The organism is Pseudoxanthomonas kaohsiungensis (genome assembly GCF_010211765.1).
GTDB lineage: Bacteria > Pseudomonadota > Gammaproteobacteria > Xanthomonadales > Xanthomonadaceae > Pseudoxanthomonas > Pseudoxanthomonas kaohsiungensis.
Window position 1 is genome coordinate 98,607 of the sequence record NZ_PDWO01000010.1, and the last position, 26,292, is coordinate 124,898.

The 26,292-nt window shown below is 71.4% G+C and carries 32 protein-coding genes; 8 read left to right on the top strand and 24 right to left on the bottom strand.

Annotation, left to right across the window (positions count from 1 at the left end; all coding sequences use genetic code 11):
• Positions 1–80 precede the first annotated feature (80 nt).
• From hpf to CSC66_RS11735, 7 genes are all read right to left on the bottom strand, one after another.
• The gene (gene hpf, locus CSC66_RS11705; protein WP_162377572.1) at positions 81–398 is read right to left on the bottom strand and encodes a ribosome hibernation-promoting factor, HPF/YfiA family; all 318 of its coding nucleotides are present in this window, start codon (positions 396–398) and stop codon (positions 81–83) included.
• A gap of 71 nt (positions 399–469) precedes the next feature.
• The gene (locus CSC66_RS11710; RefSeq protein WP_162377573.1) at positions 470–1,924 is read right to left on the bottom strand and encodes an RNA polymerase factor sigma-54; all 1,455 of its coding nucleotides are present in this window, start codon (positions 1,922–1,924) and stop codon (positions 470–472) included.
• Positions 1,925–1,984: 60 nt separating this feature from the next.
• Positions 1,985–2,704: an LPS export ABC transporter ATP-binding protein gene (gene lptB, locus CSC66_RS11715; RefSeq protein ID WP_162377574.1), complete on the bottom strand. Its 720-nt coding sequence runs from the start codon at positions 2,702–2,704 to the stop codon at positions 1,985–1,987.
• Positions 2,704–3,237 (bottom strand): lipopolysaccharide transport periplasmic protein LptA, encoded by a 534-nt coding sequence (gene lptA, locus CSC66_RS11720; protein ID WP_202935639.1) that lies wholly within the window; start codon positions 3,235–3,237, stop codon positions 2,704–2,706. Before lptA ends, lptB begins: the two co-directional genes overlap by 1 nt.
• The gene (lptC, locus tag CSC66_RS11725; protein WP_162377575.1) at positions 3,215–3,775 is read right to left on the bottom strand and encodes an LPS export ABC transporter periplasmic protein LptC; all 561 of its coding nucleotides are present in this window, start codon (positions 3,773–3,775) and stop codon (positions 3,215–3,217) included. Before lptC ends, lptA begins: the two co-directional genes overlap by 23 nt.
• Positions 3,772–4,341, bottom strand: coding sequence for a KdsC family phosphatase (locus tag CSC66_RS11730; RefSeq protein ID WP_162377576.1), 570 nt, complete (start codon positions 4,339–4,341; stop codon positions 3,772–3,774). The genes lptC and CSC66_RS11730 overlap by 4 nt, the downstream gene beginning before the upstream one ends.
• A 25-nt stretch (positions 4,342–4,366) precedes the next feature.
• Positions 4,367–5,386, bottom strand: a complete 1,020-nt coding sequence (locus CSC66_RS11735) for a KpsF/GutQ family sugar-phosphate isomerase (RefSeq protein ID WP_162377577.1) — start codon at positions 5,384–5,386, stop codon at positions 4,367–4,369.
• A gap of 65 nt (positions 5,387–5,451) precedes the next feature.
• Between CSC66_RS11735 and CSC66_RS11740 the strand changes: the two genes are divergently transcribed.
• Genes CSC66_RS11740 through CSC66_RS11750 form a run of 3 tightly spaced genes read left to right on the top strand, consistent with a single transcriptional unit; the run spans position 5,452 to position 7,306 of the window.
• Positions 5,452–5,682 carry a BolA family protein gene (locus CSC66_RS11740; protein ID WP_136260146.1) on the top strand — a complete coding sequence of 77 codons (231 nt, stop codon included), beginning with the start codon at positions 5,452–5,454 and terminating at the stop codon, positions 5,680–5,682.
• A gap of 32 nt (positions 5,683–5,714) precedes the next feature.
• Positions 5,715–6,989 (top strand): UDP-N-acetylglucosamine 1-carboxyvinyltransferase, encoded by a 1,275-nt coding sequence (gene murA / locus CSC66_RS11745; protein ID WP_162377578.1) that lies wholly within the window; start codon positions 5,715–5,717, stop codon positions 6,987–6,989.
• A complete protein-coding gene (locus CSC66_RS11750) occupies positions 6,989–7,306 on the top strand; it encodes a hypothetical protein (protein WP_162377579.1) in 318 nt (105 codons plus the stop codon). Before murA ends, CSC66_RS11750 begins: the two co-directional genes overlap by 1 nt.
• Before the next feature lie 51 nt (positions 7,307–7,357).
• Here the strand turns inward: CSC66_RS11750 and CSC66_RS11755 are convergent, their stop codons facing one another.
• From CSC66_RS11755 to purM, 4 genes are read right to left on the bottom strand one after another with little or no spacing between them, the layout of a single operon-like run.
• The gene (locus tag CSC66_RS11755; protein WP_162377580.1) at positions 7,358–8,044 is read right to left on the bottom strand and encodes a DUF3108 domain-containing protein; all 687 of its coding nucleotides are present in this window, start codon (positions 8,042–8,044) and stop codon (positions 7,358–7,360) included.
• A 5-nt stretch (positions 8,045–8,049) separates the two neighbouring features.
• Positions 8,050–8,850, bottom strand: a complete 801-nt coding sequence (locus CSC66_RS11760) for a DUF3108 domain-containing protein (RefSeq protein ID WP_162377581.1) — start codon at positions 8,848–8,850, stop codon at positions 8,050–8,052.
• Positions 8,851–8,897: 47 nt separating this feature from the next.
• Positions 8,898–9,581: a phosphoribosylglycinamide formyltransferase gene (purN, locus tag CSC66_RS11765; RefSeq protein ID WP_162377582.1), complete on the bottom strand. Its 684-nt coding sequence runs from the start codon at positions 9,579–9,581 to the stop codon at positions 8,898–8,900.
• Positions 9,582–9,591: 10 nt separating this feature from the next.
• Positions 9,592–10,641: a phosphoribosylformylglycinamidine cyclo-ligase gene (purM, locus tag CSC66_RS11770; protein WP_202935640.1), complete on the bottom strand. Its 1,050-nt coding sequence runs from the start codon at positions 10,639–10,641 to the stop codon at positions 9,592–9,594.
• A gap of 162 nt (positions 10,642–10,803) precedes the next feature.
• Between purM and CSC66_RS11775 the strand changes: the two genes are divergently transcribed.
• The 3 genes from CSC66_RS11775 to hda are packed head-to-tail and all read left to right on the top strand — an operon-like array spanning position 10,804 to position 13,821.
• Complete coding sequence (locus CSC66_RS11775) at positions 10,804–11,901, top strand: DUF2066 domain-containing protein (RefSeq protein WP_162377583.1); 1,098 nt, start codon at positions 10,804–10,806, stop codon at positions 11,899–11,901.
• Between the two features lie 40 nt (positions 11,902–11,941).
• Positions 11,942–13,111 carry an AI-2E family transporter gene (locus tag CSC66_RS11780; RefSeq protein WP_162377584.1) on the top strand — a complete coding sequence of 390 codons (1,170 nt, stop codon included), beginning with the start codon at positions 11,942–11,944 and terminating at the stop codon, positions 13,109–13,111.
• Complete coding sequence (gene hda, locus CSC66_RS11785; RefSeq protein ID WP_162377585.1) at positions 13,108–13,821, top strand: DnaA regulatory inactivator Hda; 714 nt, start codon at positions 13,108–13,110, stop codon at positions 13,819–13,821. Before CSC66_RS11780 ends, hda begins: the two co-directional genes overlap by 4 nt.
• A 30-nt stretch (positions 13,822–13,851) precedes the next feature.
• On the opposite strand, the gene CSC66_RS11790 is transcribed toward hda, so the two are convergent.
• The 10 genes from CSC66_RS11790 to CSC66_RS11835 all read right to left on the bottom strand — a co-directional run bounded on the left by CSC66_RS11790 (position 13,852) and on the right by CSC66_RS11835 (position 21,332).
• Entirely contained in the window at positions 13,852–14,373 is a 522-nt protein-coding gene (locus tag CSC66_RS11790; protein ID WP_162377586.1) for a hypothetical protein, read from the bottom strand.
• Between the two features lie 162 nt (positions 14,374–14,535).
• Positions 14,536–15,015, bottom strand: a complete 480-nt coding sequence (locus CSC66_RS11795) for a hypothetical protein (RefSeq protein WP_162377587.1) — start codon at positions 15,013–15,015, stop codon at positions 14,536–14,538.
• Between the two features lie 242 nt (positions 15,016–15,257).
• Positions 15,258–15,971, bottom strand: a complete 714-nt coding sequence (locus CSC66_RS11800) for a PDZ domain-containing protein (RefSeq protein ID WP_162377588.1) — start codon at positions 15,969–15,971, stop codon at positions 15,258–15,260.
• Positions 15,972–16,045: 74 nt separating this feature from the next.
• Complete coding sequence (locus CSC66_RS11805; protein ID WP_162377589.1) at positions 16,046–16,570, bottom strand: hypothetical protein; 525 nt, start codon at positions 16,568–16,570, stop codon at positions 16,046–16,048.
• Between the two features lie 13 nt (positions 16,571–16,583).
• Positions 16,584–16,979 carry a hypothetical protein gene (locus CSC66_RS11810; protein WP_162377590.1) on the bottom strand — a complete coding sequence of 132 codons (396 nt, stop codon included), beginning with the start codon at positions 16,977–16,979 and terminating at the stop codon, positions 16,584–16,586.
• Positions 16,966–17,514, bottom strand: coding sequence for an RNA polymerase sigma factor (locus CSC66_RS11815; RefSeq protein WP_162377591.1), 549 nt, complete (start codon positions 17,512–17,514; stop codon positions 16,966–16,968). The genes CSC66_RS11810 and CSC66_RS11815 overlap by 14 nt, the downstream gene beginning before the upstream one ends.
• 38 nt (positions 17,515–17,552) lie before the next feature.
• Positions 17,553–18,254 carry an N-acetylmuramate alpha-1-phosphate uridylyltransferase MurU gene (gene murU / locus CSC66_RS11820; protein WP_162377592.1) on the bottom strand — a complete coding sequence of 234 codons (702 nt, stop codon included), beginning with the start codon at positions 18,252–18,254 and terminating at the stop codon, positions 17,553–17,555.
• Position 18,255: 1 nt separating this feature from the next.
• On the bottom strand, positions 18,256–19,260 hold the full coding sequence (locus CSC66_RS11825) for an aminoglycoside phosphotransferase family protein (RefSeq protein WP_162377593.1): 1,005 nt from the start codon (positions 19,258–19,260) through the stop codon (positions 18,256–18,258).
• Positions 19,261–19,409: 149 nt separating this feature from the next.
• On the bottom strand, positions 19,410–19,679 hold the full coding sequence (locus CSC66_RS11830) for a GlsB/YeaQ/YmgE family stress response membrane protein (protein WP_162377594.1): 270 nt from the start codon (positions 19,677–19,679) through the stop codon (positions 19,410–19,412).
• 144 nt (positions 19,680–19,823) lie between these two features.
• Complete coding sequence (locus CSC66_RS11835; RefSeq protein WP_162377595.1) at positions 19,824–21,332, bottom strand: M20 family metallopeptidase; 1,509 nt, start codon at positions 21,330–21,332, stop codon at positions 19,824–19,826.
• Positions 21,333–21,534: 202 nt separating this feature from the next.
• Between CSC66_RS11835 and CSC66_RS11840 the strand changes: the two genes are divergently transcribed.
• Together CSC66_RS11840 and CSC66_RS11845 are read left to right on the top strand one after the other, a co-directional pair.
• Positions 21,535–21,888: a ComEA family DNA-binding protein gene (locus CSC66_RS11840; RefSeq protein WP_162377596.1), complete on the top strand. Its 354-nt coding sequence runs from the start codon at positions 21,535–21,537 to the stop codon at positions 21,886–21,888.
• A gap of 272 nt (positions 21,889–22,160) precedes the next feature.
• The gene (locus CSC66_RS11845; protein ID WP_162377597.1) at positions 22,161–22,793 is read left to right on the top strand and encodes a HutD family protein; all 633 of its coding nucleotides are present in this window, start codon (positions 22,161–22,163) and stop codon (positions 22,791–22,793) included.
• Here the strand turns inward: CSC66_RS11845 and CSC66_RS11850 are convergent.
• The 3 genes from CSC66_RS11850 to CSC66_RS11860 are packed head-to-tail and all read right to left on the bottom strand — an operon-like array spanning position 22,790 to position 26,234.
• On the bottom strand, positions 22,790–24,436 hold the full coding sequence (locus tag CSC66_RS11850) for a sulfite reductase subunit alpha (protein ID WP_162377598.1): 1,647 nt from the start codon (positions 24,434–24,436) through the stop codon (positions 22,790–22,792). The two genes, CSC66_RS11845 and CSC66_RS11850, sit on opposite strands and share 4 nt — an antisense overlap.
• The gene (locus tag CSC66_RS11855) at positions 24,433–25,407 is read right to left on the bottom strand and encodes an FAD:protein FMN transferase (RefSeq protein ID WP_238394379.1); all 975 of its coding nucleotides are present in this window, start codon (positions 25,405–25,407) and stop codon (positions 24,433–24,435) included. Before CSC66_RS11855 ends, CSC66_RS11850 begins: the two co-directional genes overlap by 4 nt.
• A gap of 17 nt (positions 25,408–25,424) precedes the next feature.
• Positions 25,425–26,234, bottom strand: coding sequence for a DUF4198 domain-containing protein (locus CSC66_RS11860; RefSeq protein ID WP_162377599.1), 810 nt, complete (start codon positions 26,232–26,234; stop codon positions 25,425–25,427).
• Between the last annotated feature and the right edge of the window lie 58 nt (positions 26,235–26,292).

Here is a 26,292-nt window from a genome sequence, read left to right on the forward strand (position 1 = left end):
GCGATTGTCGCGCAAATGCGGCGTCCGTGCCGGCGGCGCGCGGCGGCCGGCACGGAGCGGGGGTGGGCGAAGGGCGCCGGTCAGAGTGCGTCGGTGACCACCCGCGGGGCGTGGTGGTCCTGCTGCTTTTCCTTGTGCTTGAGGATGAGCCGGTCGAGCTTGTCGGCCAGCAGGTCGATCGCCGCGTACATGTTCTCGCCTTCGGCGTCGGCGTGCAGGGTCTTGCCGGGCACCGTCAGGTTGGCCTCGGCGTGGTGGGCCGGCTTGCGCAGCCCCAGCTGGACGCGGACCTGGATGGGCTGGTCGAAATGGCGGTCGAGGCGCTGCAGCTTCTCCTCGACGTACTCGCGCAGGGGCTGGGTGACTTCAAGCTGCTGCCCGTACGTTTCGATGCGCATCATGTACCTCCTTGGTCGTTGCCGCGAATGGCGGCTCCGCCCCAGGCGGGCGTTTCGGTCGTGCGTGCCGCTCAGCCGATCCGGACCCGCTCGTGCGAAGCCGAGATGTTCATGGCCTCACGATACTTCGCCACGGTCCGCCGCGCCACCGGGATACCGGCCTGTTTCAGCAGGTCGGCCAGCTTGGCGTCAGACAACGGCTTGCGCGGGTTCTCGTCGTCTATGAGACGGCGGATCATCGCCTGGATCGCGGTACTGGAGGCCTCGCCACCGCCCTCGGTGTCGATGCCGGACGCGAAGAACGCCTTCAGTGGCAGGGTCCCGCGCGGGGTGCGCACGTACTTGCGCGCGATCGCGCGCGAGACCGTGGATTCGTGCAGGCCGACTTCGCCGGCGATCTCGCGCAGGGTCAGCGGGCGCAGCGCCTGTTCGCCGAACTCGAGGAAGCCGGCCTGCATCCGCAGCAGGCAGCGCATCACCTTGAGCAGGGTCTCGCCGCGCGCCTCCAGGCTCTTGAGCAGCCAGCGCGCTTCCTGCAGCTGGGTGCGCAGGTAGCCGGCGTCGCTCTCGCCGCAGCGGCGGATCATCTGCTCGTAGCCGCGGTGGATCGACACCCGCGGCATCGCCTGCTGCGACAGCGCGACCTTCCACACGCCGCGCTGGCGCCAGACCACGCAGTCGGGGATCACGTAGTTGTCCGGGTCCACTTCGCCGACCTGCTTGCCCGGGCGCGGGTCGAGCGAGCGCACCAGCTGCACCGCCTGTTCGACCTGGTCGATCGGGCTGCGCAGTTCCTGGGCGATGCCGGCGATGCCGCTGCGCGGCAGGCGTTCCAGCGGCCCGTCCACGATCCGCAACGCCAGCGCCCGGCCGGGCGTGCAGTCCGGCAGTACTTCCAGCTGCAGGCGCAGGCATTCGCCGAGGTTGCGCGCGCCGATGCCGACCGGGTCGAAGCGCTGCAGCTGGTGCAGCACGGTCAGGATCTCGTCCTCGCCGGCCACGGTTTCCGGCAGCAGGGTCTCGGCGATGGCCGACAGCGGTTCGCGCAGGTAGCCGTCCTCGTCCAGCGCGTCGATCAGCGCCGCGCCGATCCGCCGGTCGCGCTCCGACAGGGGCGACAGGTGCAGCTGCCACAGCAGGTGGTCGCCCAGGCTCTCCGGCTCGGCCATGCGCTCGGCGGCGCCTTCGCGGTCGTCGTCGGAACCGCCGCCGCCACCGCTGCCGCTGCCGACCCCATCCCAGCTGGCTTCGTCCGGGGTCCAGTCCTCGCCGTCGCGGTCGTCGCGGCTGCTGTCGCCGGCGTCGTCGGCGCCGCTGGCCCCGCTGCCGGGGGACGTGCCATCGACCGGGGTGGGCGCGTCGTACGGCGCGTCCTCGGTCCATTCCAGCAACGGGTTGGTCTCGATCGCCTCGGCGACCTCGGCCTGCAGTTCGAGGGTGGACATCTGCAACAGGCGGATGGCCTGGCGCAGCTGCGGCGTCATGACCAGTTGCTGTCCCAGCGATGTCTGCAGCCGTGCCTTCATGTCCCTGCCAGTAGTGGAGCGACGGGACTGCCGGCAAGGGGGTGTTCCCCCCCGGGGGGGTTACAGGCGGAACTCATCCCCCAGGTAGACCCGGCGCACGTCCGGATCGGCCAGCAGCGCGTCCGGCGCCCCCTGCGCCAGTACGCTTCCCTCGGCGAGGATATACGCACGGTCGCAGATTCCCAAGGTCTCGCGCACGTTGTGGTCGGTGATCAGCACGCCGATGCCGCGGTTCTTGAGGTGGGTCACGATGCGCTGGATCTCCCCGACCGAGATCGGGTCGACGCCGGCGAAGGGCTCGTCCAGCAGCATCAGCCGCGGTTTGGCGGCCAGCGCGCGGGCGATCTCGCAGCGGCGGCGTTCGCCGCCGGACAGGCTGGCGCCGAGCTGGTCGGCGACGTGGCCGATCTGCAGTTCGTCCAGCAGCGAGGACAGTTCGCGCTCGATCCCGTCGCCGTCCAGGTCCTGGCGCAGCTCCAGCACCAGGCGCAGGTTGTCGGCCACGGTGAGCTTGCGGAACACCGAGGCTTCCTGGGGCAGGTAGCCCACGCCCAGGCGGGCACGGGTGTACATCGGCTCGGAGGTGATGTCGCGCCCGTCCAGGACGATCCGGCCCGCATCGGCGGCCACCAGGCCGACGATCATGTAGAAGCAGGTGGTCTTGCCGGCGCCGTTGGGGCCGAGCAGGCCGACCACTTCGCCCGCGTCCAGGGTCAGGCCGAACTCCCTGACCACCTCGCGCTGCCTGTACTTCTTGCGCAGGCCCTCGGCGACGAGCATCAGTTGCTTCCCTTGGCCGGGGCCGCGGCGCGCGGCTGGATGACGGTGCGCACGCGGGTGCCGTCGCCGCCGCTCTGCATCTGCCCGGTGCCCATGTTGTAGACCATCCGCTGGCCGCTGTTGCTGCCGCGCGGCGACTCGACGTTGAAGTTGCCGGTCAGGGTCAGCAGGTCCTTGGGCGGCTCGAAGACGATGCGGTCGGCGCGCGCGTTCATCATCGTGCCGTCGTCCATCTGCTGCTTCATCGTCGCCTGCTTGCCGGTGAGGATGACCTGGGCGATGTCGCCGTTGCTGCGCACGATCTCCGCGCGGTCCGCGCGGATCTCCAGCGTGCCCTGGACGATGACGACGTTGCCGTTGAACACGCAGCGCGAGTTGGCGTCGGCCTGGTTGCAGACGGACGCGTCGGCGTCCAGCGTCATCGGCTGGTCGCGATCGGAGGTCTTGGCCAGCGCCAGCGCGGGCAGCACGGCGGCCGACAGGAGGGTCGCGGCCAGGAGGCGGCGCAGGTCAGCGGCGCGAAGAGGGTTCATAGCGGGTCTTGACTTGGGAGAGGAACTTGTACCGCTGGGTCCGCAGGTTGGCCTCGAAGCCTACGCCGGTCTGCATGATACCCGGCTGGGTCAGGGTGACGCGGTCGTCGGTCCGGGCCAGGTGCTTGTCCGGCAGCAGTTCCAGCCGGCCGGTGCGGAAGGTGGTCGGCACCGGATGGCCTTCGGCGCTGTCGCCTTTCACGTTACCTTCGAGCCTGGCCAGGCTGCCGTCGGAATTGACCCAGCCCTGGTCGGCCGCCAGCCGCCAGCCGCCGTCCTCGCCGGGCATCAGGAACAGCGGCTGCAGGATGGCCAGGCTTTGGTCCTCGCGATTGCGCTGCAGTTCCGGCGCCTGCAGCCGCACCGATTCGATGCCGTCCTTGCCGAGCATCGCCATCTCGAAATCGCGCAACACGTAGTCGGACCGCTCCGTGGCGGCGGCTTGCGGTTCGCCGCGGTCGCGCCGGTTCCAGGCCAGCCAGCCGGTGGCCACAGCCGCCACCAGGAGCGCCAGGCCCAGCAGCTTGCGCCAGCTCATGCGCGGGATCCGTCGCGCGAATGGGCCGCGCCTGCCAGGATCGCCGGCACGTGGCCCTGCGCGGCCAGCAGCACGTCGCAGACTTCGCGGACCGCGCCCTCGCCGGCGCGCGCCCGGGTGCGCCAGTGCACGATCTCGGCGATCCACGGGTGGGCGTTGGCCGGCGCGACCGACAGGCCGGCCACGCGCAGGCAGTCCAGGTCCGGCAGGTCGTCGCCGACGAAGGCGGTGCGCTGGCGGTCCAGGCCATGGCGCGCGGCCAGCTCGTCCATGCAGGTCAGCTTGTCCTTGACCCCGATGAAGGTCTCCAGGCGCAGGTCGTCGCCGCGCCGCTTCGCGGCCTGGCTGTTGCGGGCGGTGATCAGCGCGACATGGATGCCGAAGCGCCGCAGCTGTGTCAGCCCCTGGCCGTCCAGGACGTTGAAGGACTTGATCTCGCGGCCGTCGCCGTCGAAGTACAGGCGCCCGTCGGTCAGGGTGCCGTCCACGTCCAGGCAGACCAGGCCGATGCGCGCGGCGCGTTCGCGGATCTGGGCATCGACGTGGGCGAGGGGATCGTAGGGCACGGGGGGTCCTGTTGCGGATGGGCCGTTAAACCACGCGCGCGCGCAACAGGTCGTGAATGTTGAGCGCGCCGACCGCGCGGCCGTCGGCGTCGACCACGAGCAGGCCGTTGATGCGGTGCTGCTCCATCAGGTGCGCCGCCTCGGTGGCCATCTGCCCGGCGCGGACGGTCCGTGGGTTGCGGGTCATGACCTCGGCGATCGGGGTCTGGCGCACGTCGACGCCCTGGTCGAGCGCGCGGCGAAGGTCGCCGTCGGTGAACAGGCCCAGCAGCCTGCCGCCGTCGTCGACGACCGCGGTCATGCCCAGGCGCTTGCGGCTCATCTCCACCAGCGCTTCGGCCACGCTGGCGCCGGCATCGACCCGGGGCAGGGCATCGCCGCCGTGCATGACGTCGTCGATGTGCAGCAGCAGGCGGCGGCCGAGGCTGCCGGCCGGGTGCGAGCGGGCGAAGTCGTCGGCGGTGAAGCCGCGCGCCTCGAGCAGAGCCACCGCCAGCGCGTCGCCCAGGGCGAGGGTGGCGGTGGTGCTGGACGTGGGCGCCAGGTGCAGCGGGCAGGCTTCGGCGGGCACCGACACGTCCAGGTGCACGTCGGCCTCGCGCGCCAGCGTCGACTGCGGCCGGCCGGTCATCGCGATGACGGTGTTGCCCTGGCGGCGCAGCGCCGGCAGCAGCATCAGGATCTCGTCGGACTCGCCCGAGTAGGAAATCGCCAGGACCACGTCGGCGTCGGTGATCATGCCTAGGTCGCCGTGGCCGGCCTCGCCGGGATGGACGAAGAACGCCGGGGTACCGGTGGAGGCCAGGGTGGCGGCGATCTTGCGCGCGATGTGGCCGGACTTGCCCATGCCCGTGGCGACCACGCGGCCACGCCCGGCCATGACCAGCGCGCAGGCGCTGGCGAACTCCTCGCCGATGCGTTCGCCGACGGCGGCCAGCGCCTGGCGCTCGATCTCCAGCACGCGGCGGCCGCTGGCGGCCAGGCTGGCCGGGGTCGGTGCCGGTGTGGTCGGTGCGGTGGCGGCCGTCTGGGGCGGCTGGCTCATGCGGGCTCGGTCCGGGGCGGCCGGATTCGCTAGAATGCGGGGCTTCATTCTAGGCCAAGCGATCCATGGACGCCGACACCATCCGCCGCATGATCGAGGACGGCCTGCCGGGCGCCCGCGCCCAGGTGCAGGGCGACGACGGCGTGCACTTCGAGGCGACCGTGGTCGCCGAGGCCTTCCGCGGCAAGCTGCCGCTGGCCCGCCACCGCATGGTCTACGCGACCCTGGGCGAGCTCATGGGCGGGGCGATCCACGCCCTGGCCCTGAAGACCGTCACCCCCGACGAGACGGCCTGAGCCGCCGCGCCGCCACCCCAATCGGATTGCAGATGCAGAAGATCGTTGTCACCGGCGGCGCGCCGCTCCAGGGCGAAGTCGTCATTTCCGGCGCCAAGAACGCCGTGCTCCCCATCCTGTGCGCGACCCTGCTGGCCGATGCGCCGGTGGAGATCCTCAACGTCCCGCACCTGCACGACGTGGTCACCACGATCAAGCTGCTCAGCGAGCTCGGCGCCGGGGTCGAGTTCGACCAGGGCACGCTGGCGCGCGGCAGCAGCCTGGTGGTCGATCCGCGCAGCGTGAACCAGCACGTGGCGCCCTACGAGCTGGTCAAGACCATGCGCGCGTCGATCCTGGTGCTCGGCCCGTTGCTGGCCCGCCACGGCGCCGCGGAAGTCTCGCTGCCGGGCGGGTGCGCGATCGGTTCGCGCCCGGTCGACCAGCACATCAAGGGCCTGCAGGCGCTGGGTGCGGAGATCACGGTCGAGAACGGCTTCATCAAGGCCAGGGCGCAGCGGCTGAAGGGCGCGCGCTTCGTCTTCGACATGGTCACCGTGACCGGCACCGAGAACGTGATGGCCGCCGCGACCCTGGCCGAAGGCACCACCGTGCTCGAGAACGCGGCGATGGAGCCGGAGGTCGTCGACCTGGCCGATTGCCTCAACGCGTTGGGCGCGCGGATCGAAGGCGCGGGCACGTCGCGCATCACCATCCACGGCGTCGAACGCCTCAGCGGCGGCCGCCACGCCGTGCTGCCCGACCGGATCGAAACCGGCACCTTCCTGGTCGCCGCGGCCATGACCGGCGGCCGCGTGACCGCGCGCAAGGCGAGACCGGACACCCTGGACGCGGTGCTGGTCAAGCTGGCCGAGGCCGGCGCCGAGGTCACCACGACCGCGGACAGCATCACCGTGGACATGCATGGCAAGCGGCCGCGGGCGGTGAGCCTGACCACCGCGCCGTATCCGGCGTTCCCGACCGACATGCAGGCCCAGTTCATGGCGCTCAACTGCGTGGCCGAGGGCGTGGGCGTGATCAGCGAAACGATCTTCGAGAACCGCTTCATGCACGTCAACGAGCTGCTGCGCCTGGGCGCGGACATCCAGATCGACGGGCACACTGCGATCGTGCGCGGCAACGAGCGCCTGAGCGGCGCGCCGGTGATGGCGACCGACCTGCGCGCGTCGGCGTCGCTGATCCTGGCCGGGCTGGTGGCCGAGGGCGAGACCACGATCGACCGCATCTACCACCTCGACCGCGGCTACGAGAACATCGAGGAAAAGCTCGGTGCGCTGGGCGCCAAGATCCGCAGGATCACCGGCTGATGCTGCTCAAGGGCAAGCTGACGCCGCGCCGCAAGCTGCTGCTGGCGATCATGGCAGTGCTGCTGCTGGCCGTGGCCTGGGCCGGCTGGGCCGGGATGGCCGCCACCCGCGGCATCGAGACCGCGGACATGGACTGGAACGAGGACGGCACGGTCACCCGCACCGAGATCGCGCAGTCGCTCTACGCGGTTACCGCCAGCCGCGAGCGGCAAGGCCCGCGGGAGTGCACCACCTTCCGCTGGTACCGCAGTGGCGAGGTGATCCGGGTCGACTGCAGGACCGTGTTCGACACGGCCACTCCGGCCAGCGGTCGGTAACCTCGGATTTTCGGCGACGCCGCACTGATGGCGTCGAGAAGGAGCCGCGCTTCAGCGCACCGACTTCACCGTGAGGTCGACCGTGTCGATGCCGTTCTCGCGCTGCAGCACCCGCGCCGGCACCGGCATGCCCGGCACCAGCCACACGTACATCTCGCGCTTGTCGGTACGGCGTACGACCTTGGTGGCCTGCTTGCTGGCGCCATCCACGGTGACCGCTTCCTTGCCGACGACCTCCCACTGCATCTGCCGCACCCGGCCCTCGTCCACCATGCGGTAGCTCAGCGGCTTGCCGTCGGCGAGGTCGCGGGTGACCGCCAGGTTGATCAGCAGCGCATCCATGTCGCCGGGCTGCAGCTTCACCGGGCCGCGGCGCTCGGGCTTGACGTCGCCGCTCCAGGTGGCCTGGCCGGTTTGCCAGTCGTAGGTGGCATCGACGTTCTTCTTCTTCATCAGCGCGGCGGCGCGATCGCTGCTGCTGAGCGGACGCAGCCGGCCCTGGTGCTCCTCGAACACCGTGCTCTGGCTGAGGCTGCCGAGCTGGTTGCTGATGTCGAGGCTGTACTTCCAGCGGTTCCCGCCCAGGGCGGCCAGGGTCATGCTGCCGGTGGCCTGCATGCCCAGGTAGCGGGCCTGGTAGTCGGCGGTGAACGGCTCCAGACTGGCGGCATGCGCGCTGGTGCCGGCCGCTGCCAGCAATACGGCCAGGGCCGGGGCGAATCGGATACGTCCACTCATCGTTTCTACACTCCTCGGTATTCGACCAGTCGCAGGTCGATTTCGTCTTCGCCGTCCTTGCGTTGCAGGATGCGGATCGGCGTGGGTACGCCGCTGGCGACCCACAGCACGGTCTGGTCGCCGTCGCTGGACGTGCGCGCCACGCGCAGCGCGTCGTAGCTCATGTCGCCAACGGCCATGATCTCCGGTTCGCCCGCGGCCTGGTACACGTAGTCGCGCGCGCGCCCCAGGTCGACCATGCGGTAGTTCAGGGTCGCGCCCGGCACGGCGTCGCGCATGATGGCCAGGTTGATCAGCAGGGCGCTCATGTCGCCGGCCTGCAGCGGCAGGGGACGGCGGCGCTCCTTCTTCAGGTCGCCCTGCCAGTGCGCCTGCATCGTCGACCAGTCGTAGACGCCGCTGACTTCCTTGCCGAACAGCATCGCCTTGCGCGCCGTGGCCTGGGTCAGCGGCCGGTACTGGCCGTCATGCAGGTCGAACACCGTGCTCTGCTGCAGGTTCAGTCGTGCCAGGCCTGCGATGCCGCGGTCGCCGTGGATGGTCAGGTCGATGCGCCAGCGGCCGGGGCCGTCGCCGCGCACCAGTTGCATGGTCGCGCTGCCCGCGGGCTTGCCCTGGTAGAGCGCTTCGTAGGTCGCCAGGAACGGTTCCAGGGTCGGCGCCTGGCGCTCGGCTGGTGCCGCCACCGTTTCGGCCGCGACCGCCGGAGCCGGGACGGGTGCCGCTTCCTGCGCGCACAGGGGCCCGGCCAGGGCCAGGCAGAAGGCGAACAGCGGCAGGCGCGGAAGCGGCGGGAAGGGGGGCATGGGGAACAGGCTTCGGATGGCGGGTCCAGCATGCCCGGAAAGCGGTGTCAGCTGCGTGATTCCGGGCGCAGGCTCCCGGCGGAATCTAGTGCCAGTGGACTAAACAGGGTCTGACCATCGAGCCGGACCTGACCGCCCTGTTCAGCCAGGCGGCCGGCGGTGGCCAGGCCCAGCGTCGCCACCACCAGCGCGTGCTCGCGAGGCAGCAACCTCGCGGCCAGCGTTTCGGGCGCATCGCCGGGCAGCACCGGAATCCGTACCTGGGACACGACCGCGCCCGCATCCAGTTCGGGCACCACGAAGTGCACGCTGGCGCCGTGTTCGGCATCGCCGGCCTCAAGCGCGCGGGCGTGGGTATGCAGGCCCTTGTAGCGGGGCAGCAGCGAGGGATGCACGTTGAGCAGGCGACCGTCGAACTGGCGCACGAAGGCATCGCCGAGGATGCGCATGTAGCCGGCGCAGAACACCCAGTCCGGCCTGCTGGCCTCGACGGCCGCGGCGAGGGCGGCATCGAACGCGGCGCGGTCCGGGTAAGCGCGCGGCCGCGCGCTCCAGCGCAGCGTCGGCGGCACGCGCTCCAGCGCCGGCGCGCCGGGCCGGTCGGAGAACACGCCGGTCACTTCCGCCTGCAGGTGGCCGGCGGCGATGGCGTCGAGCACCGCCTGCAGGTTGCTGCCGCGGCCGGACGCCAGCACCGCCAGGCGCGGCTTGCCTCCGGTCGCGCGGGTCATCTGGCGCTGGTCAGCCGATGTGGACGCGTTCGCCGTCGCCGGCGTCCACGACCTGGCCGATCGCGCGATGGGCCAGCCCGTGCGCGTCGAGGCTGGAGGACACGGCCGCCACCGCCGCCTGCGGGACCACCAGCACGAAGCCGACGCCGCAGTTGAAGGTGCGCCACATCTCCGCGTCGGCCACCGCCCCTTCGCGCTGCAGCCAGTCGAACACCGGCGGCAGCACGATCGCGGACGCCTCGATCCGCAGGCCCAGGCCGTCGGGGATCACGCGGATGATGTTCTCGGTCAGGCCGCCGCCGGTGATGTGGGCCATGGCGTGGATCGACTCGCCGTGTTCGCGCAGCAGCGCCAGCACCGGCTTCACGTACAGCCGGGTCGGCGCCATGAGCGCGTCGGCCAGGGCCACGCCGCCGACCTGCAGGTCGGCCGGGCGGCCTGCGCGGTCGTAGATCCGGCGGATCAGCGAATAGCCGTTGGAGTGCGGGCCGGAGGAGGCGATGCCGAGCAGCACGTCGCCCTTGCGCACCTTCGCGCCGTCCAGCAGTTGCGATTTCTCCACCGCGCCGACCGCGAAGCCGGCCAGGTCGTACTCGCCCGGCGGGTACATGTCGGGCATCTCGGCGGTTTCGCCGCCGATCAGGGCGCAGCCGGACTCGGTGCAGCCGGCGGCGATCCCGCCGACCACGGCCACCGTGGTGTCCACGTCCAGCTTGCCGGTGGCGAAGTAGTCCAGGAAGAACAGCGGTTCGGCGCCCTGGACCAGGATGTCGTTGACGCACATGCCGACCAGGTCGATGCCGATGGTGTCGTGCCGGCCCAGCTGCTGGGCCAGCTTGAGCTTGGTGCCGACGCCGTCGGTGCCCGAGACCAGCACCGGCTCGCGGTACTTGTTCGACAGGTCGAACAGCGCGCCGAAACCGCCGAGGCCGCCCATCACCTCCGGGCGGAAGCTGCGCTTGACCAGCGGCTTGATCCGCTCGACCACCTCGTTGCCGGCGTCGATGTCCACGCCCGCGTCGCGGTAGGTCAGGGGGGCGGGCGTGGGGGTCTGGCTCACGTGCAGGGCCTGCGGCGGGGGATCGGGGAGCGGATTCTACCAGCCGGGCCTGCGGCCGGCCCGTCCTCCCGGGCCTGCAGCCGCTCCTACGCCGGCGCGTGATTGGCGCACTGACGGCATTCGCGCAACAATTCCGGCATCGACCGCCCCTGAGGACCCCGCATGCGCGCAAGCCGTGCCCCGAGCATCCGGTTCCCGCTTATCGCACTCGCCGGGCTGTGCCTGCTGGCGGCCGTCCTCGCGCCGGTCCATGCCCAGGAGGCGCTGCGCACGGAAGGCGACGTCGCCAGCGCGCAGGGCCTGTACGCGGCCGAGGTGCCGGTCAACAGCCAGACCGAGCAGGCGCGCGAGGCCGGCTACGCCCGCGCATTGGCGCAGGTGCTGGAGAAGCTCTCCGGCGATGCCGGCGTGGTCAACCGGCCGGGCGTGGCGCAGGAGCTGCGCAATGCCCGCGGCTACGTGGACAGCTACGACTTCCGCCAGGACCAGGGCCTGTCGCCGGCCGGTGCGCCGACCTTCAGGACCATGCTGGTCGTGCGCTTCGTCCCGGAGGCGGTGGACACGATGGTCGCCGCGCTCGGCCTGCCGGTCTGGGCGCAGCCGCGGCCCAAGCCGGTGCTGTGGCTGGCGATCGACGATGGCAGCGGCCCGCGCCTGCTCACCACCGGCCAGGTCAACGCGGCGCGCAGCGTGCTCGACCGTGCCCAGGACCGTGGCTACCGCCTGGGCCTGCCCTCCGGCGGGGCGGCCGAACAGGCCGCCGTCGGCGCGATCTGGCGCAACGATCCCGCCGCCGTGGCCCGCGCCTCGGCCCGCTACAGTCCGCCGATGCAGCTGATCGGCAAGCTCTACCGCAGCGGCGCCGGCTGGACCGCCGACTGGACCTTCGTCGATTCCGGGCGGGTGCTGGCGACCCGCTCGGTCAGCGACGGCGACGCGCGCCGCGCCATCGCCAGCGGCGCCGACGTGGCGGCCGATGCGCTGGTGCAGCGCTACGCCAAGGTGCCCCCGTCCGAACCCGCCGGCACCTACCGGGTGGCCTTCACCGGCTTGCGCAACGCCGAGGACTACCTGCGCGTGTCGGCGATGCTGCAGAAGATGCCGGTGGTGCGGCGGATCGCCCCGGCCCGCGCCGACGGCCAGCGCGTGGAGTTCGACCTGGACCTGCTCACCGGCATGGCCGGGTTCCAGCGCATGCTCGGCGCCGACGCGCCGGTGGTGGCGGTGGAGGGAGTGCCGATGGAGTACCGAATTCGATGAGCACGATTGGCGATGGGTACGATTCGATGAGCACGACTCGATGAACGAGGCGCCGGAGTACGAGATCGCGCGGTTCCTGCGCCAGCTCAAGTGGCTGGCGGTGGTCGTGGCGGCGTTGTGGCTGGTGTGGCTGCTCGGCCCGATCCTGACCCCCTTCGTGCTCGGCGCCCTGCTGGGCTGGCTCGGCGACCCGCTGGTCGACCGCCTGCAGCGCCGTGGCCTGTCGCGCAACCTGGCCGTCGCCCTGGTGTTCGGCGCGATGGTGCTGGTGGTGGTGCTGGCGCTGCTGATCCTGGTGCCGCTGCTGGAGCGGCAGGTCGTGACCCTGATCGAAGCGGCGCCCGAGTACCGCGCCTGGATCCTGCAGACCGCGCTGCCGTGGCTGGAGCAGAAAACCGGGCTGGACCTGATCGGCTGGCTCGACAGCGAGCGCATCACCGAGTGGGTCAAGAGCCACTGGGCACAGGCCGGCGGGGTCGCCGCGGCCGTGTTCGGCTACGTCTCGCGCTCCGGCGTGGCGATGCTGGCCTGGGTCGCCAACATCGTGCTGCTGCCGATCCTGACCTTCTACTTCCTGCGCGACTGGGACATGCTGGTGGACCGCGTGGCCGCGCTGATCCCGCGCGACCACATCGGCACCGTGACCCGGCTGGCGCGCGAGTCCAACGACGTGCTCGGCGCGTTCCTGCGCGGCCAGTTCGTGGTGATGATCGCGCTGGGCGTGATCTACGCGGCCGGCCTGTCGCTGGTCGGGCTCAAGCTGGGCCTGCTGATCGGCTTGGTCGCCGGACTGATCAGCTTCATCCCGTACCTGGGCGCGACCACCGGCGTGGTCCTGGCCGTCGTGGCCGCGCTGGTCCAGTCGCAGGGATTCGACCTGCAGCTGCTGGTCCTGGTCGGCGTGGTGTTCACCGTCGGCCAGATGCTCGAGAGCTACGTGCTGACCCCGCGCATTGTCGGCGACAAGATCGGCCTGCACCCGATGGCGGTGATCTTCGCGATCATGGCCGGCGGCCAGCTGTTCGGCTTCCTCGGCATGCTGCTGGCGCTGCCGGTGGCGGCGGTGGCCAACGTGCTGCTGCGGTTCGCGAAGGAACGCTACCGCGAGAGCGAGCTGTACGCGGGCGAACACGTGCCGATCGTGCTCGACTCCTACGTCGATCCCGGGTCGGTCGCCGAGGCCCCACGGCGGGAACCGGAACAGTCGTGAGCGGGACCCCCGGGGCCACGCCCCAGCTGCCGCTGTCGTTGCGCTATCCACCCGACCAGCGGCTGGAGAGCTTCGTCGACGCCCCGCCCGGCGCGATCGCCCAGCTGCGCGCGCTGGCGCGCGAGTCGGGCGCGGACTGGCTCTACGTCGAAGGGGGCCCGGGCACCGGCAAGACCCACCTGGGCCTGGCGGTGTGCGCCGAAGCCGAGCAGGCCGGTCGTCGCGCCGCCTACCTGCCGCTGCGTGCCGCCGCCGGGCGCCTGGGCGATGCGCTCGAGGCGCTCGATCGCGCCGACGTGGTCGCGCTGGACGGCCTCGACGCCGTTGCCGGCGACCGCACCGACGAGGTGGCGCTGTTCGACTTCCACAACCGTGCGCGTGCCGGCGGGCGCGGCGTGGTCTACCTGGCGGCCGCGCCGCCGGCGGCGTTGCCGCTGGCTCTGCCCGACCTGCGCTCGCGGCTGGGGCAGTGCGCGCGCGTCGTACTCGGGCCGCTGGACGACGACGGCCGCCGCAGGGTCCTGCGCGACCGCGCGCTTCGGCGCGGCCTGGTACTGGAAGAGGCCGCGATCGACTGGCTGCTCACGCGCACCGGTCGCGACCTGGTCCAGCTGCTCGCCCTGCTCGATCGCATCGACCGCGAATCGCTGGCCGCGCAGCGCCGCGTCACCGTGCCGTTCCTGCGCCGGATGCTGTCCGGCGCCGCCTGAGCCCGGCGGTGCGGGCATGCGGCGATGGCATCACGGGCAGTGTTCGGGGCGCATGTCCCAGACCACCGGCTCCCAGTAGGCGTTGTCGCGGATGCTGTCGGCGTCGAGCCGGTCGCGCAGCAGCTTCGCCCCGATCGCGTAGCTGACACCGGGTTGCACGTCGAGCTCGACCTTCTTGTACGCGCGCTGCTGCTCGAGCCGCTTCATCTTCGAGATCTGCGCATTCGCCGCGGCCGGCACCCGCTTGGGGTCGATCCGGTCGGCAATGGTCAGCACGTGCGCGCCCGGTTCGACCGGATACCGGTTCCTGCGGCCCGACGGGGTGCTGTCGCCATCGATCTGGGTGATGGTCGCGTCGAAGATGTCGCGGCTTTCGGGGATCTCGCCCTGGCTCACGGTCAGGTAGGCACAGGTGCTGGACGGATCGGCAGCGGGCGCCGGCGGGGCGGCCGCGGGACTGGCCGGCGGCGCGCTGGCTGTCGTGGCGGCCTGCGGGCCGGCGAAGGCGGCGGAAGCGAGAAGGACGGTCGACAACATGGTCATGCGCAACATGGTGGTTTCTCCGGACGGAGGGTCCGGCGGCGTGGGCGCGGCGTCGCCCATCCGCGCCGGACGGCGCAATTTCGCCGGAAACCCGGCCCCGGGAAATAGGCCTTGGGGCCAATGCGGCGGCGCTGCACGTCCCGTCCGCGGGGATTGCGTGCCGCCTGCCGCTCAGGGGCAGGGCTCGGCGCGCTCCTCCCAGACCACCGGTTCCCAGTAGGCGTTGTCACGGATGCTCTGCGCATCGAGGCGGTCGCGCAGCAGCCGCGCGCCGATGGCATAGCTCACGCCGGGCTCCACCTTGACCGTGAACGGCTTGTACGCACGCTGCAGCTCGAGCCGCTTCATCTTCGCGATCTGCGAGACCGCCGCGCCCGGCAGCCGGTGCGGGTCGATGTGGTCGGTGACGGTCAGCACGCGCTCTCCTGGCTGCACCGAATGGCGGCTGCGCGCATCCAGGGGCGTGCTGCGTCCGTCGATGCGGGTGATCTCGACCGGGAAGATGTCCTGGCTCTTGGGGATGGTGGCGCGCTGGTCGGTGACATAACCGCATGTACTGCCCGCGGCACCGACTACCGGCGCAGGTGGGTTGCCGCTGGCATGGGCATGGCCCGCCAGCAGGATCGAGGTGGCCAGGATGTGACGCAACATGGTGTGTTCCTCCGTTGGGTGCGCGACCGTGCGTGGGGCGCGCGGGGGCGGCAAGCCGCATCGTTGGGCCGTGCTGCACTTCCGGAAAGGGTCGCCAGCATGGTCAAGCGTTTCCTGTGATTTCCGGTTTGGCGGGGAGTCGCCTGGCAACGGGATGGTCATGCGAGCGGTGATCGGAGCGTTGTCGGCCTTAAACCAGCGTGAAGCGCGCCCTGGCGGCTGGCCCCCGTGCGGCGCCGGTGTCAGGGACATGCTTCCTTCAGCGATTGCCAGACGAACGGAACCCAGCCTGCACCGGCGACGGGCTTCGCACCGACGTAGTAGATCGTGTCCGGTTCGACGTCCAGCACGAAGGCTTTGGACTGGTAGCTGGACAACGGACGCGTCGCCGGCTGCGGGACGCGCTCGCGGGTGATGATCGCGCGGGTGCCGGCCGGCACGGCATGGCGTTGTCCGCCGGGCAGCGGCACGCTGCGGCCCTCGATCTGGGTGATGTCCAGCGCGCGTACGTCGCTGCTCGCCGGCAGGCCCTCGATCGTGCCGACGACCTTGCCGCAGCGGGTACCGGCCGGCGCGCGGCGCGGGTCCGCCGTGCCGGTGATCCGTATCGGCTGGCCGCCGCGCACCAGTTCCACGTCCAGGCCGCCATTGCCGGCAGCGAGTGCACGGCTCAACGCCTCGGCCGGCCGCGCCACGCCGGCCAGTGCCTGCCCGTTGATCGATTGCAGGCGGTCTCCCGCGCGCAATCCCGCGCGTTCGGCGGCCGCGCCCGGGGTAACCGCCAGCACCCGCAGGCCGGCGGGATCGGACCGGCGTACGTCGATCACCGCGCCGAGGTCGAACGCGGCGGCAGTCGCCTGGCGCGCCGTCTGCGCCATCGCCTGGCCGGCGATCGTGCCGCACCCGCACAGCAGGGCCAGCAGGCAGGCCCTCGGCAGGCCTGCGCGCCATCGCATCCGGTCTTCGCCGCCCTTGCGGCGGGGAAGCGGGCACGGCCGCAAAAAGGGTTGGTGGGTCATCGCGTTTCCCCTCAGCGGCATTCGCGCGGCACTTCTTCCCAGACCACCGGCTCCCAGTACGCGTTGTCGCGGATGGAGCCGGTGTCCAGGTGGTCGCGGCGCAGGCGGACGCCTACGCGTTGCAGCGTGTCGGCGCGCACATCCACCAGCAGGGGCTTGAAGTAGCCGGTGAAATCCTTGCGCCGCCGCATCTTGTCGATCTGGGCCTGTTGCGCGGTGCCCAGGTGGGCGCGCGGGATCGCCTCGGCCACGACCAGCAGGTGCTTGCCCGGCTGCAGGCGGTAGCCCTCTCGTACCAGGCGCGGCCGTTCGCCGTTGATCTGCATGATGTGGCCGGGATAGATGTCCATGCTCTCGGGCGTGGCGGCCGTGCCGGCGCCGACGATGCCGCAGGCCTCGTCGGCGCCGGGCGTGTCCGGATCGAGCGCGGGCGCCAGCGCCGGCACGATGCCTGCCTGCGCGTGGACAGGCCCGGCCACTGCCAGCGCGAAGGCCAGGGTGATCCGCAGAAGCCGCCGGCACGGGTCCTGGCGCATGGTGATCTCCGTGTCAGATTTCGTTGACGTTCGAGGCGCCGTCGCGCGGCGCGTGGTGCTGCACGAGCAGGGCACGGCGCGCCTCCCACAGGGGGGCTACTTCGTCGTCGCTGGCACCACGCTCGTAGGCCGTCTGCAGCGCCTGGTCGAGCGCGCGCACCCGCTCGTCGGTGCCATGCCCGGCAAGGACAGGCGGCTGCGCGGCCGGATCTGGCGACCGCGTGGGCCGGTCCGGCCAGGCGGACACCAGCAGCAATGCCGCCAGCGCGGTCGAAGCCAGGCCGGTGCCGATGCGTCGCCGGCGCAACTGCCGGCGACGCTGCTCGCGGACCCGTGGCCACAGCGAATCCGGGACGGGCGCTTCGGGCATGCTTTCCAGCAGGCGCTGGAGTTGCTCAGGATCGTTCATTGCCTGTTCCCGGTTCCAGGTGGCCGCGCAGCCGCGACAACGAGCGCGAGAGGATCGATTTGGACCAGCTGGGACTGCGTCCGAAGCGGTGCGCCAGCTCCTCGTGCGACCAGCCTTCCATCTCGTGCAGCCAGACCAAGGTACGGGCGACGGGTGGCAACCGTCGCAACAGCCCATCGGCTTCGGCCACCGTCGCCGGCGACGGCCCGTCGTCCAGGGCGTGCAACAACGCATCGTCGTCGGCGTGGTGGCGGCCGCGGCGCAGGCGGTCGATGGCCAGGTTGGCGGCCACGCGCTTGAGCCACGGACGCAGGGGAGTGTCTTCGCGCAGGCCCGACAGGAAGCCGAACATGCGCAGGAAGGTGTCCTGGACGATGTCTTCCGCTGCGGCCGCGTCGCCTGTCAGGCGGAAGGCCAGGGCATGGATGGCGCGCGCATGGCCGTGGTACAGCGCTTCGAACGCGGTTTCGTCGCCGCGACGGGCGCGGCGCAGCAACGCCGGTTCGGTGGTTTCGCCCTTCGCAGCTTCGTCCATTGACAGGTGGTACGCGCGGGAACGCGGTTCCGTCGCACTCAAGCCGACGGCGCGCGCAGTTGGCGGTCCAGGGCGAGCAGGCGTTCGGGCGTGCCGACGTCGGTCCACTGGCCCGCATGGTGCTCGCCGGTCACCGCGCCCCGGGCCATGGCCCGGCGCAGCAGCGGCGCGAGGCGGAAGCGCGGCGGCGTGCCGGGTTCGCCCTCCACGGTGTCGCGCCAATCCTTGAGCACGCCGGCACGGTAGACGCCGATGCCCGAGTAGGTAAGGCGCGGCGCTCCGGCGGCGGTGACGCCACCGGCCGGATCGAGGCCGAAATCGCCCTCCGGGTGGTGCACGGGGTTGTCCACCAGCACCAGGTGCGCGTCGCCCCGCGGCTCGCGCGGCAGCGCGGCGAAGTCGCAGTCGGTCCAGATGTCGCCGTTGACGGCGAGGAACGGCGCGTCGCCCAGCAGCGGCAGCGCGTGCAGCATGCCGCCGCCGGTTTCCAGGGGCACCGGGCCTTCGTAGCTGTAGTGCAGGCGCAGTCCCCAGCGCGCCCCGTCGCCGAGCACCTCGGGGAAGCGCTGCGCCAGCCAGGAGGTGTTGACGACGACCTCGGTCACGCCCATCGCCGCGAGTTTCTCCAGGTGCCAGGCGATCAGCGGCTTGCCGCCGGCTTCCAGCAACGGCTTGGGCGTGTGGTCGGTGAGCGGGCGCATGCGCTCGCCCAGGCCGGCGGCGAAGACCAGGGCACGCATGTCAGCCTCCGCGCGGACGGGTGATGTCGATGTCGCCGATCACGCGCTCGAGCAGCCCGATCATCGGCCGGACTTCGTCGTGGCGGCTGCCGACCTCGCGCACGTAGCGCCACACCAGCGGCAGGTCGGCCAGGTAGCCGGGCTTGCCGTCGCGATGGGCGAGCCGGCAGAAGATGCCCAGTACCTTGATGTGCCGCTGCAGGCCGACCAGGTCGAACCAGCGTGCGAATTCGTCGCTTCCGGCGTCGGTCAGGCCCAGCGTCAGCGCGCGCTGGCGGTAGCCCTCGCGCCATCCCGCCACCCGCTCTTCGGGCCAGGCGATGTAGCAGTCGCGCAGCAGCGAGGCCAGGTCGTAGGCGAGCGGGCCACGCATCGCGCCCTGGAAGTCGATCACCCCGGGCATGTTGCCGGCCACCACCAGCAGGTTGCGCGAATGGAAGTCGCGGTGCATGAAGCGCTGCGGCTGCGCATGGGCGGCGTTGAGGATGGCGCGGAACGCCGACTCGATCGGATCCCAGTCCTCGCATTCGGGCAGGAAACCCAGGTGGCGGCGCAGGAACCATTCGGGCATCAGCTCCAGTTCCATGACCATCCACGGCTCGTCGAACGCGGGCAGGCCCTCGGGCGATACGCGGGACTGCATCGACAGGATCGCGTCGATCGCCGGCGCGTACAGCGCGTCGGCGCTGCCGGCGTCCAGCTCGGGCAGGTACAGGCGATCGCCCAGGTCTTCCATCAGCACGAAGCCCTGCTCGACATCGCTCGCCCGCACCGCCGGGGTGTGCAGGCCGGCCTGCGCCAGGCGCGCGCCGATGTCCAGCCACGGGCCGATGTCCTCGCGGCCGGGCGGGGCATCCATGACGATCCAGCTCGCGCCGCCGCTGGACGTGCGCCAGTAACTGCGGAAGCTGGCGTCCGCCGAGGCCACCTCCATCTCCAGCGTGGGATCGGACAGGGCCTGGCGGGTCCAGGCCAGGCGCTGGTCGGCGCGGTCGGTGGAGGACATGGGTGCATCGGTCGGGAACAGGTGCACAGGGTAATCGCGGCGCATGGCGGCAGGCGAGTGCGTCAACCGGCGAAGCGGACCGTTCCGTGCGCGGGAAAGGAAAGACCCCGCCAGGCGGGGTCCTTCCAGCTCGGCCGGACCCGAGGAGGTCAGCCCTTCTTCTTGCGCAGCATGCCGTACAGGATGAGCAGCACGATCGCACCGACCACCGAGGCGATGAAGCCGGCCGGCTCGCCCGGGGCGTACCAGCCCAGTGCGCCGCCGACGTACCAGGCCAGCAGGGCGCCCGCGATGCCCAGCACGATGGTCCACAACAGGCTCAGCTTGTCGTTGCCCGGCTTGAGCGCGCGCGCCAGCAGGCCGGCGACGAGGCCGATGAAGATCGTCCAGATGATGCCGCCACCAAAGATCTGTTCCATGCGGGAAGCTCCGGTTGGTTGCGCGGGGGCGCGCCCAGCTTATCCCTGCGCGGCCGACGCTGCACTTCGGCGCTTCCGGGCCGCGGAAAGGAAAACGCCGGGTCGCCCCGGCGCTTTCTGGACTGCTTCCCGGCGCCGGCGAGCTCAGCAGCAGCCGTGGTCGCCGTGCGCTTGGCCGCCGGCCACCGCGCCTACGCCGGTGGTCTCGCCGCGGACGCTGGCCTGGTAGTGCTCGGCGATCACGTGCGAAACGCACTGGGTGACGCGCTTGCCCATCGGGATGTGCAGGAACTCGTTGGGCCCGTGGGCGTTGGAATGCGGGCCGAGCACGCCGGTGATCATGAACTGCGCGCCCGGGAACTTCTCGCCGAGCATGCCCATGAACGGGATCGTGCCGCCTTCGCCCATGTACATCGCCGGCTTGCCGAAGGCGGCCTGCGAGGCCGCCTCGATCGCGGCGGTCAGCCATGGCGACTGGGCCGGAGCGTTCCAGCCGGTGGAGGCCTTCTCCAGGTCCAACTCGACCGTCGCGCCGTTCGGCGGATCGGCCAGCAGCACGTCCTTGAGCAGGTCGCCGGCGCGCTTGCCGTCCAGGGTCGGCGGCAGTCGCAGCGATAGCTTGACCGAGGTGTGCGGACGCAGCACGTTGCCGGCCGACGACAGCGGCGGCATGCCGTCCACGCCGGTCACCGACAGCGCCGGGCGCCAGGTGCGGTTGAGCACCAGCTCGGTCAGGTCGTCCGACATCGGGGTCATGCCCTCGAGGAACGGGAACTTGCTGAAAACCTCGTCCCCCAGCACGCCGGCGACCTTCCCCGCCTGCTCCTGGCGCTCGGCCGGCACCTCGACGTACAGGCCCTCGACCTTGATCCGGCCGGTGGCCTCGTCCTCCAGCCGCGACAGCAGCTGCCGCAGCAGGCGGAAGCTGGACGGGACGATGCCGGAGGCGTCGCCCGAATGGACGCCCTCGCTGAGCACCTTCACCGTCAGGTTGCCGCCGGCCAGGCCGCGCAGCGAGGTGGTGCACCACAGCTGTTCGTAGTTGCCGCAGCCCGAATCCAGGCACACCACCAGCGACGGCTTGCCGATGCGTGACGCCAGGTGGTCGACGTAGGCGGGCAGGTCGTAGCTGCCCGATTCCTCGCAGGCCTCGATCAGCAGCACGCAGCGCGCGTGCGGCACGCCCTGTTCCTGCAGCGCCTGGATCGCGGCCAGCGAACCGAAGATCGCATAGCCGTCGTCCGCGCCGCCGCGGCCGTAGAGCCGGTCACCCTTGAGCACCGGGATCCACGGGCCCAGGTCGGGGTCCCAGCCGGTCATTTCCGGCTGCTTGTCCAGGTGCCCGTACAGCAGGACGGTATCGTCGCCGGACTGGTCGCCGCTGGCGGGCACTTCGGCGTAGATCAGCGGCGTGCGGCCTTCCAGGCGCACGACCTCGACCTGCAGGCCCGGGATCGACTGCGCCCTGGCCCACGCCTCCATCAGGGCGACCGCGGCATCCATGTGCCCGTTCGCCTGCCAGTCCTTGTCGAACATCGGCGACTTGTTGGGGATGCGGATGTAGTCCACCAGCTGCGGGACGATATCGGCATCCCATTTGCGGGCGATGAAGTTCTCGGCAGCGGCGTGGTCGAGCCGGGCGGTGGCGGGCATGGCGGATCCGGAGGAAGCAGGGAAGCATCCATTCTACGCCGCTGCCTGCGCCCGGGAATTTCCTACAGGTGAACGAGGGGGCCTCCGGCCATGCGCGGGTGTTGCGGCGATGGGTGCGCACCTGCCGGCGAGGAACACTGGCTGCGCCGCCCGCGGATGGATCTCCGCGGCGGCCATCCGTCTTCCAACAAGGAGTGTTGCCATGAATCCGTTCTTCCTCGTGCTCAAGTCGCTGCTGCTGTCGATGCTGCTGCTGGCCGGCAGCGCGTTCGCCGCCGACAAGGTCGACATCAACCGCGCCGATGCCGCCCAGCTGGAGGCCTCGCTGGTCGGGATCGGACCCGCCAAGGCCCAGGCGATCGTCGAGCACCGCAACGCCAACGGTCCGTTCAAGAGCGCCGACGAGCTGGCCCTGGTGAAGGGGATCGGCCTGAAGACCGTGGAGCGCAACCGCGACCTGATTGCGGTCGGGGCCCCGGCCAAGGCGGCCAGGCCCAGCGCCGCCCCGGCGAAGCCGGTGGCTGGCGGCACGCCCAAGCCCGTCGCGCGCCGCTGAGCAGGTGGCCGCTCGCGGCTGCCACCTGCGTAACAAGACCAGCGTCCCACGGCAGGGAAGCCGATGTGGATAGCGCACCCGCGGGGTGCGCGGGCAGGAAGCCGCAGGAGCGCCGGTCCCGCAGGAAGCGGTGCCGGTGCGTGTCGCCAGGACGGCGGCGCAGACAGGCAGGAGGCCGACAGGGACGTGCCCAGTGTCGCCCGGCGGTGCACAGGACGTGCAGCCGGGCGATGCCTTTACGGCGGGGCGGCGCGCTGGGGCAGAATGCGGGCATGAGTGGACGCCGCGTGCTGACCCTTCCTGCCACCGGCTACCGTCGCGAACGCTGGCGCAATGGTCGCGGCTGGACCCGGGAAATCCTCGCCTTGCCCGCTGGCGCGGACTGGGCCTTGCGTCTGTCCATTGCGGAGCTGGACGCGGCGGCCGATTTTTCGCCGTTTCCCGGTGTCGAGCGCGAACAGGTGCTGCTGCATGGCAACGGCTTGCGGCTGCAGTTCGACGATGGCCAGGTGGCGGAGCTGCTGCCACCCCACCAGCGGATCCGCTTCGCCGGATCGCGCGCGGTGACCGGCGTGCCGCTGGACGGGCCCGTGCAGGTCTTCAACCTGATGTGGCGCCCCGGCTCGCTCGCCGCCCACCTGTTCCATCGGCCACTGGTCGGCGACATGTGGTGCTTTGGCGACGGACAGACCGGCTGGGCCGTGCACGTGCTGGCGGGTAGCGCCCGCATGGGCGGCGCGGACGGGCAGGACGGAACGCTGCTGGCCGCTGGCGACAGCGCCTGGCTGCCGCCACCCGCGACGGGGCGGTGGCGCCACCCGATCGATGGCGCGGGCGAACTGTTGCTGGTGCAGGTCCAATGGCCTGCGACCGGCGCAGGTGGCGGGCGCCCGCTGCCCGCCTAGTAGACGTCGCGCCGGTAGCGACCTTCGGCGCGAAGGGCTTCACGGAGTTCCGTGCCCAGCACCCCGCCCAGCGCCGCATCCACCCCGGGGGCCATGCCTACCGCGTTGCCGCAGACCAGCACCGACGCTCCGCGATCGACCCAGTCGCGCAGGTCCGCCGCCGCGGCCCGCAGGCGGTCCTGGACATAGCAAGGCGCCGCCGGGGCGCGGGAGAAGGCCAGGTCGAGGCGTGGCAGCCATCCTTGCGCCTGCCACCGCCGGATGTCGTCCGCGAAGAACAGGTCATGCACCGGGCTGCGCTCCCCGAACAGCAGCCAGTTCGCGCGTGCACCGGCCGCCACCCGTGCCTGCAGGTGCGCGCGCAGCCCGGCCATTCCGGTGCCGTTGCCGATCAGGATCAGCGGCAGATCGTCCGGCGGGGGATGGAAGCCGGGATTGCGGCGCAGGCGGACGTCGATCGTCCCACCGGGGGCTGCGAGGTCGCAAAGCCATCCGCTGCCCAGCCCCGCGCTGCCGTCGGGACGGGTCATCCGCCGGACCAGCAGGCGGAGATGGCCTTCCGCAGGGATGGAGGCGATGGAGTATTCGCGATGCGGCAGTGGACGCAGGCCGGAAACCAGCGCCTGCGCATCCACGTCGCTGACGGCATCGGCGGCGGGGAGCTGCATGCGCATCAGGCAGGCCGCCAGCGCTTCGGTGCCGTTGCCGGCGTCGACGGGGGCGTCGCCCGGAAGCCGTAGTGCCTGGAGCAGCGCCTGCACGCGTTCGCGCGCGTTGCGCGGTCCGACCTCGGCGATGTCGCCGGCCTGCCAGTGCGGCAACGCACCGGCGGCCGGCACCAGTTGCAGGTCGAACGCGGCGCCGCCGGGACTGCCGGCATTGACCTGACGGCGCGAATGCAGCCGCCACGGTTCGTACGCCGGCGGCGTCCAGTCCGGCAGGTCGGACAGTCCGCCGAAGCGGCCGACCTCGTACTGCCAGTGCCGCAGCGTGGCCGCGTCCGCATTGTCGACCTCGACGCGGTCGAACAGCGGACGCGCGCCCCGGGCGCGCAGCCACTCGTCGAGCTGGCGGCCGAACGCGCAGAAGTCGCGGTACTCGCGGTCGCCCAGCGCCAGCAGGGCGAAGTCCAGCCCGCCCAGCGCCGGGCACTGCGCCATCGTGCGGCGCAGGAAGGCGAGCGCGTGATCGGGCGGATCGCCCTCGCCGGTGGTGCTGGCGACGAACAACGCGCGTCGCGTGCGTGTCAGCAGCGCTGCGTCCACTTCTTCCAGCGGCAGCACCAGTACCGGCACGCCGCCTGCGTGCAGCATCGCCGCGGTGCGCTCGGCCAGCAGTCGCGCGAAGCCGGCCTGGCTGGCCCATGCCACCAGCAGCGGCGGCGTGCCGTTGGCCGATGCCGCCGTTGCCTTGGCATGGGCCGGTCGTCGCGGCCACAGCTGGGCGGCGCAGAATCCGGCATAGGCGGCCGCCACGCCACCAGCGAGCCACCAGCGCAGCGGACGCGGAGCGGAGATCCACCACGCGTCGTCGTGCAGGGGCAACAACGCGATCGTGCACAGCGCCAGCAACGCGAGCAGCGCCAGGTTGCCCAGCAACGACCATGGCAGGCCGCGTCCGTCGGCGGTGTCGAGGGCGCTCATCGGGCCAGGTGCGCCTCGAACGGCGCGGTCATCGCCTCGCGCAGGCGATCGCCGTCGCGGGTTACGAATCGCGCCGCCAATGCATGCCGGCGCGCGAACTCCAGCCCGGTCTGCGCACCCATGACGGTCAGCGCCGTGGCCCAGGCATCGGCATGCATGGCATCGGCGGCGATGACGGTGACCGAGGCGGCCGCGTCGTCGACCGGCGCGCCGGTGCGCGGATCCAGGGTGTGCGCGTAGCGCCGGCCCCGGTGCTCGAAGCGGTGCCAGCGGTCGCCGGAGGTCGCTACCGCCGCGTCCTGCACCACCACCACGCGCGCGGGCAGTTCGTCGACCGGGGCCTGCTCGTCCGCCGCCGACTCGACCAGCACGCGCCAGGGCCCGCCATCGGGCTTGCGGCCATAGGCGCGGATCTCGCCGCCCACTTCCACCAGCGCCGCTGCGACCCCGCGCGCGCGCAGGTGTGCGGCGACCTGGTCGGCGCCGTAGCCCTTGGCGATGGCCGACAGGTCCAGCTGCAGGCCGCCGGGCTGCAACAGCTCGCGGCCTCGGTCGCGGCGCTGCAGCCGACGCCAGCCGCCGCGCCCCAGTTCACGCTCGACCTCTTCGTCCGACGGCACGCGACGTGGCGTGCCGGCGCTGCCGAAGCCCCACAGGTCCACCAGCGGACCGATCGTCGGATCGAACGCGCCATCGCTGGCGTCGGCCACCTCGATCGCACAGTCGAGCACGGCCGCGAATGCCGCCGGCAGCGCAAACCAGTGGCCGGGTGCGGCCCGTCGATAGCGGCTGATGTCCGAATCCGGCTCCCAGGTGCTCATCTGCGCCACCACCTGGTCCAGCTGCTGCTGGATGCCCGCATGCAGGGCATGCAGGTCGGTGCCGGTGCGTGCGCCCACGCGCACGCTCCAGCGCGTTCCCATCGTCTCGCCGCCGAGGCTGGCGAGGCTCCCGGCGGTCGCCTGTTCCATCGCGCGGACCGGTCCGGTTACTGCGGCAGCACTTCCAGCGTGGCCACGTAGCTCAGCCGGCGCTGCTTGGCCTGGGGCAGGCTGGCCTTGTCGTCCTGCTTGGTCGCCTCGAGCCAGTACATGCCCGCTTGCGGCCAAGTCACGCTGAACTCGCCATCGGCGTCGGTGATCGCCTTGATCTCTTCCTGGGCGTTGCGATAGCGCGTTTCGCCGCGAACGATCTCGAACTCGATGCCCTGCGCCGGCTTGCCGTCCACCAGCACGCGGAACTTGGTCGCTTCGCCGGCGAACAGGTCGTTCGGATGGGTCAACGGCACCAGCTCCAGGCCTTCGCCGCTGGTCTTGAGCGCGGTGTCATTGGGCGACCCGTTGGTGACGAAGGTTTCGATGCGAGCGACGCTCTGCGAGACCTGCAGGTTCTTCGCGTCCTTCGGTACCTCGGTGGCGAAGGTTGCCGGCGTGCCGCGCCAGCGCCTGGGCTTGCCGTTCTCTTCCCAGCTGCCGGACAGGCCGCTGTTGACCACGGCGATGCGGTAGGTGCCCTGCTGCGCAAGCTGCAGGTCGAACACGTTGCGGTACTTGCCGGTGGCCAGGTTCTGCGGCTGGACCCTGCTGCCGTCCGGCGCGGTGACCACCAGGTTGTCCAGGCGCAGCGGCACGTGGTTGAAGTAGAACAGGTTGTTGGACACGGCCGCATCGACCGTGATCCACGGGTCGGTGCCGGCCAGCACGGTCTGCGAAGGACGCAGCCAGGTCTTGTGCGCGGCGGCGCCGAACGGGACGGTCAGCGAGGCGATGGCGACGGCGAGGATCAGGGAACGCTTCATCGGGATCTCCGGAAGTTTCCGCAGCGGCTGCGGTAAGAGGGGAAGGTGCAAAAGGTCA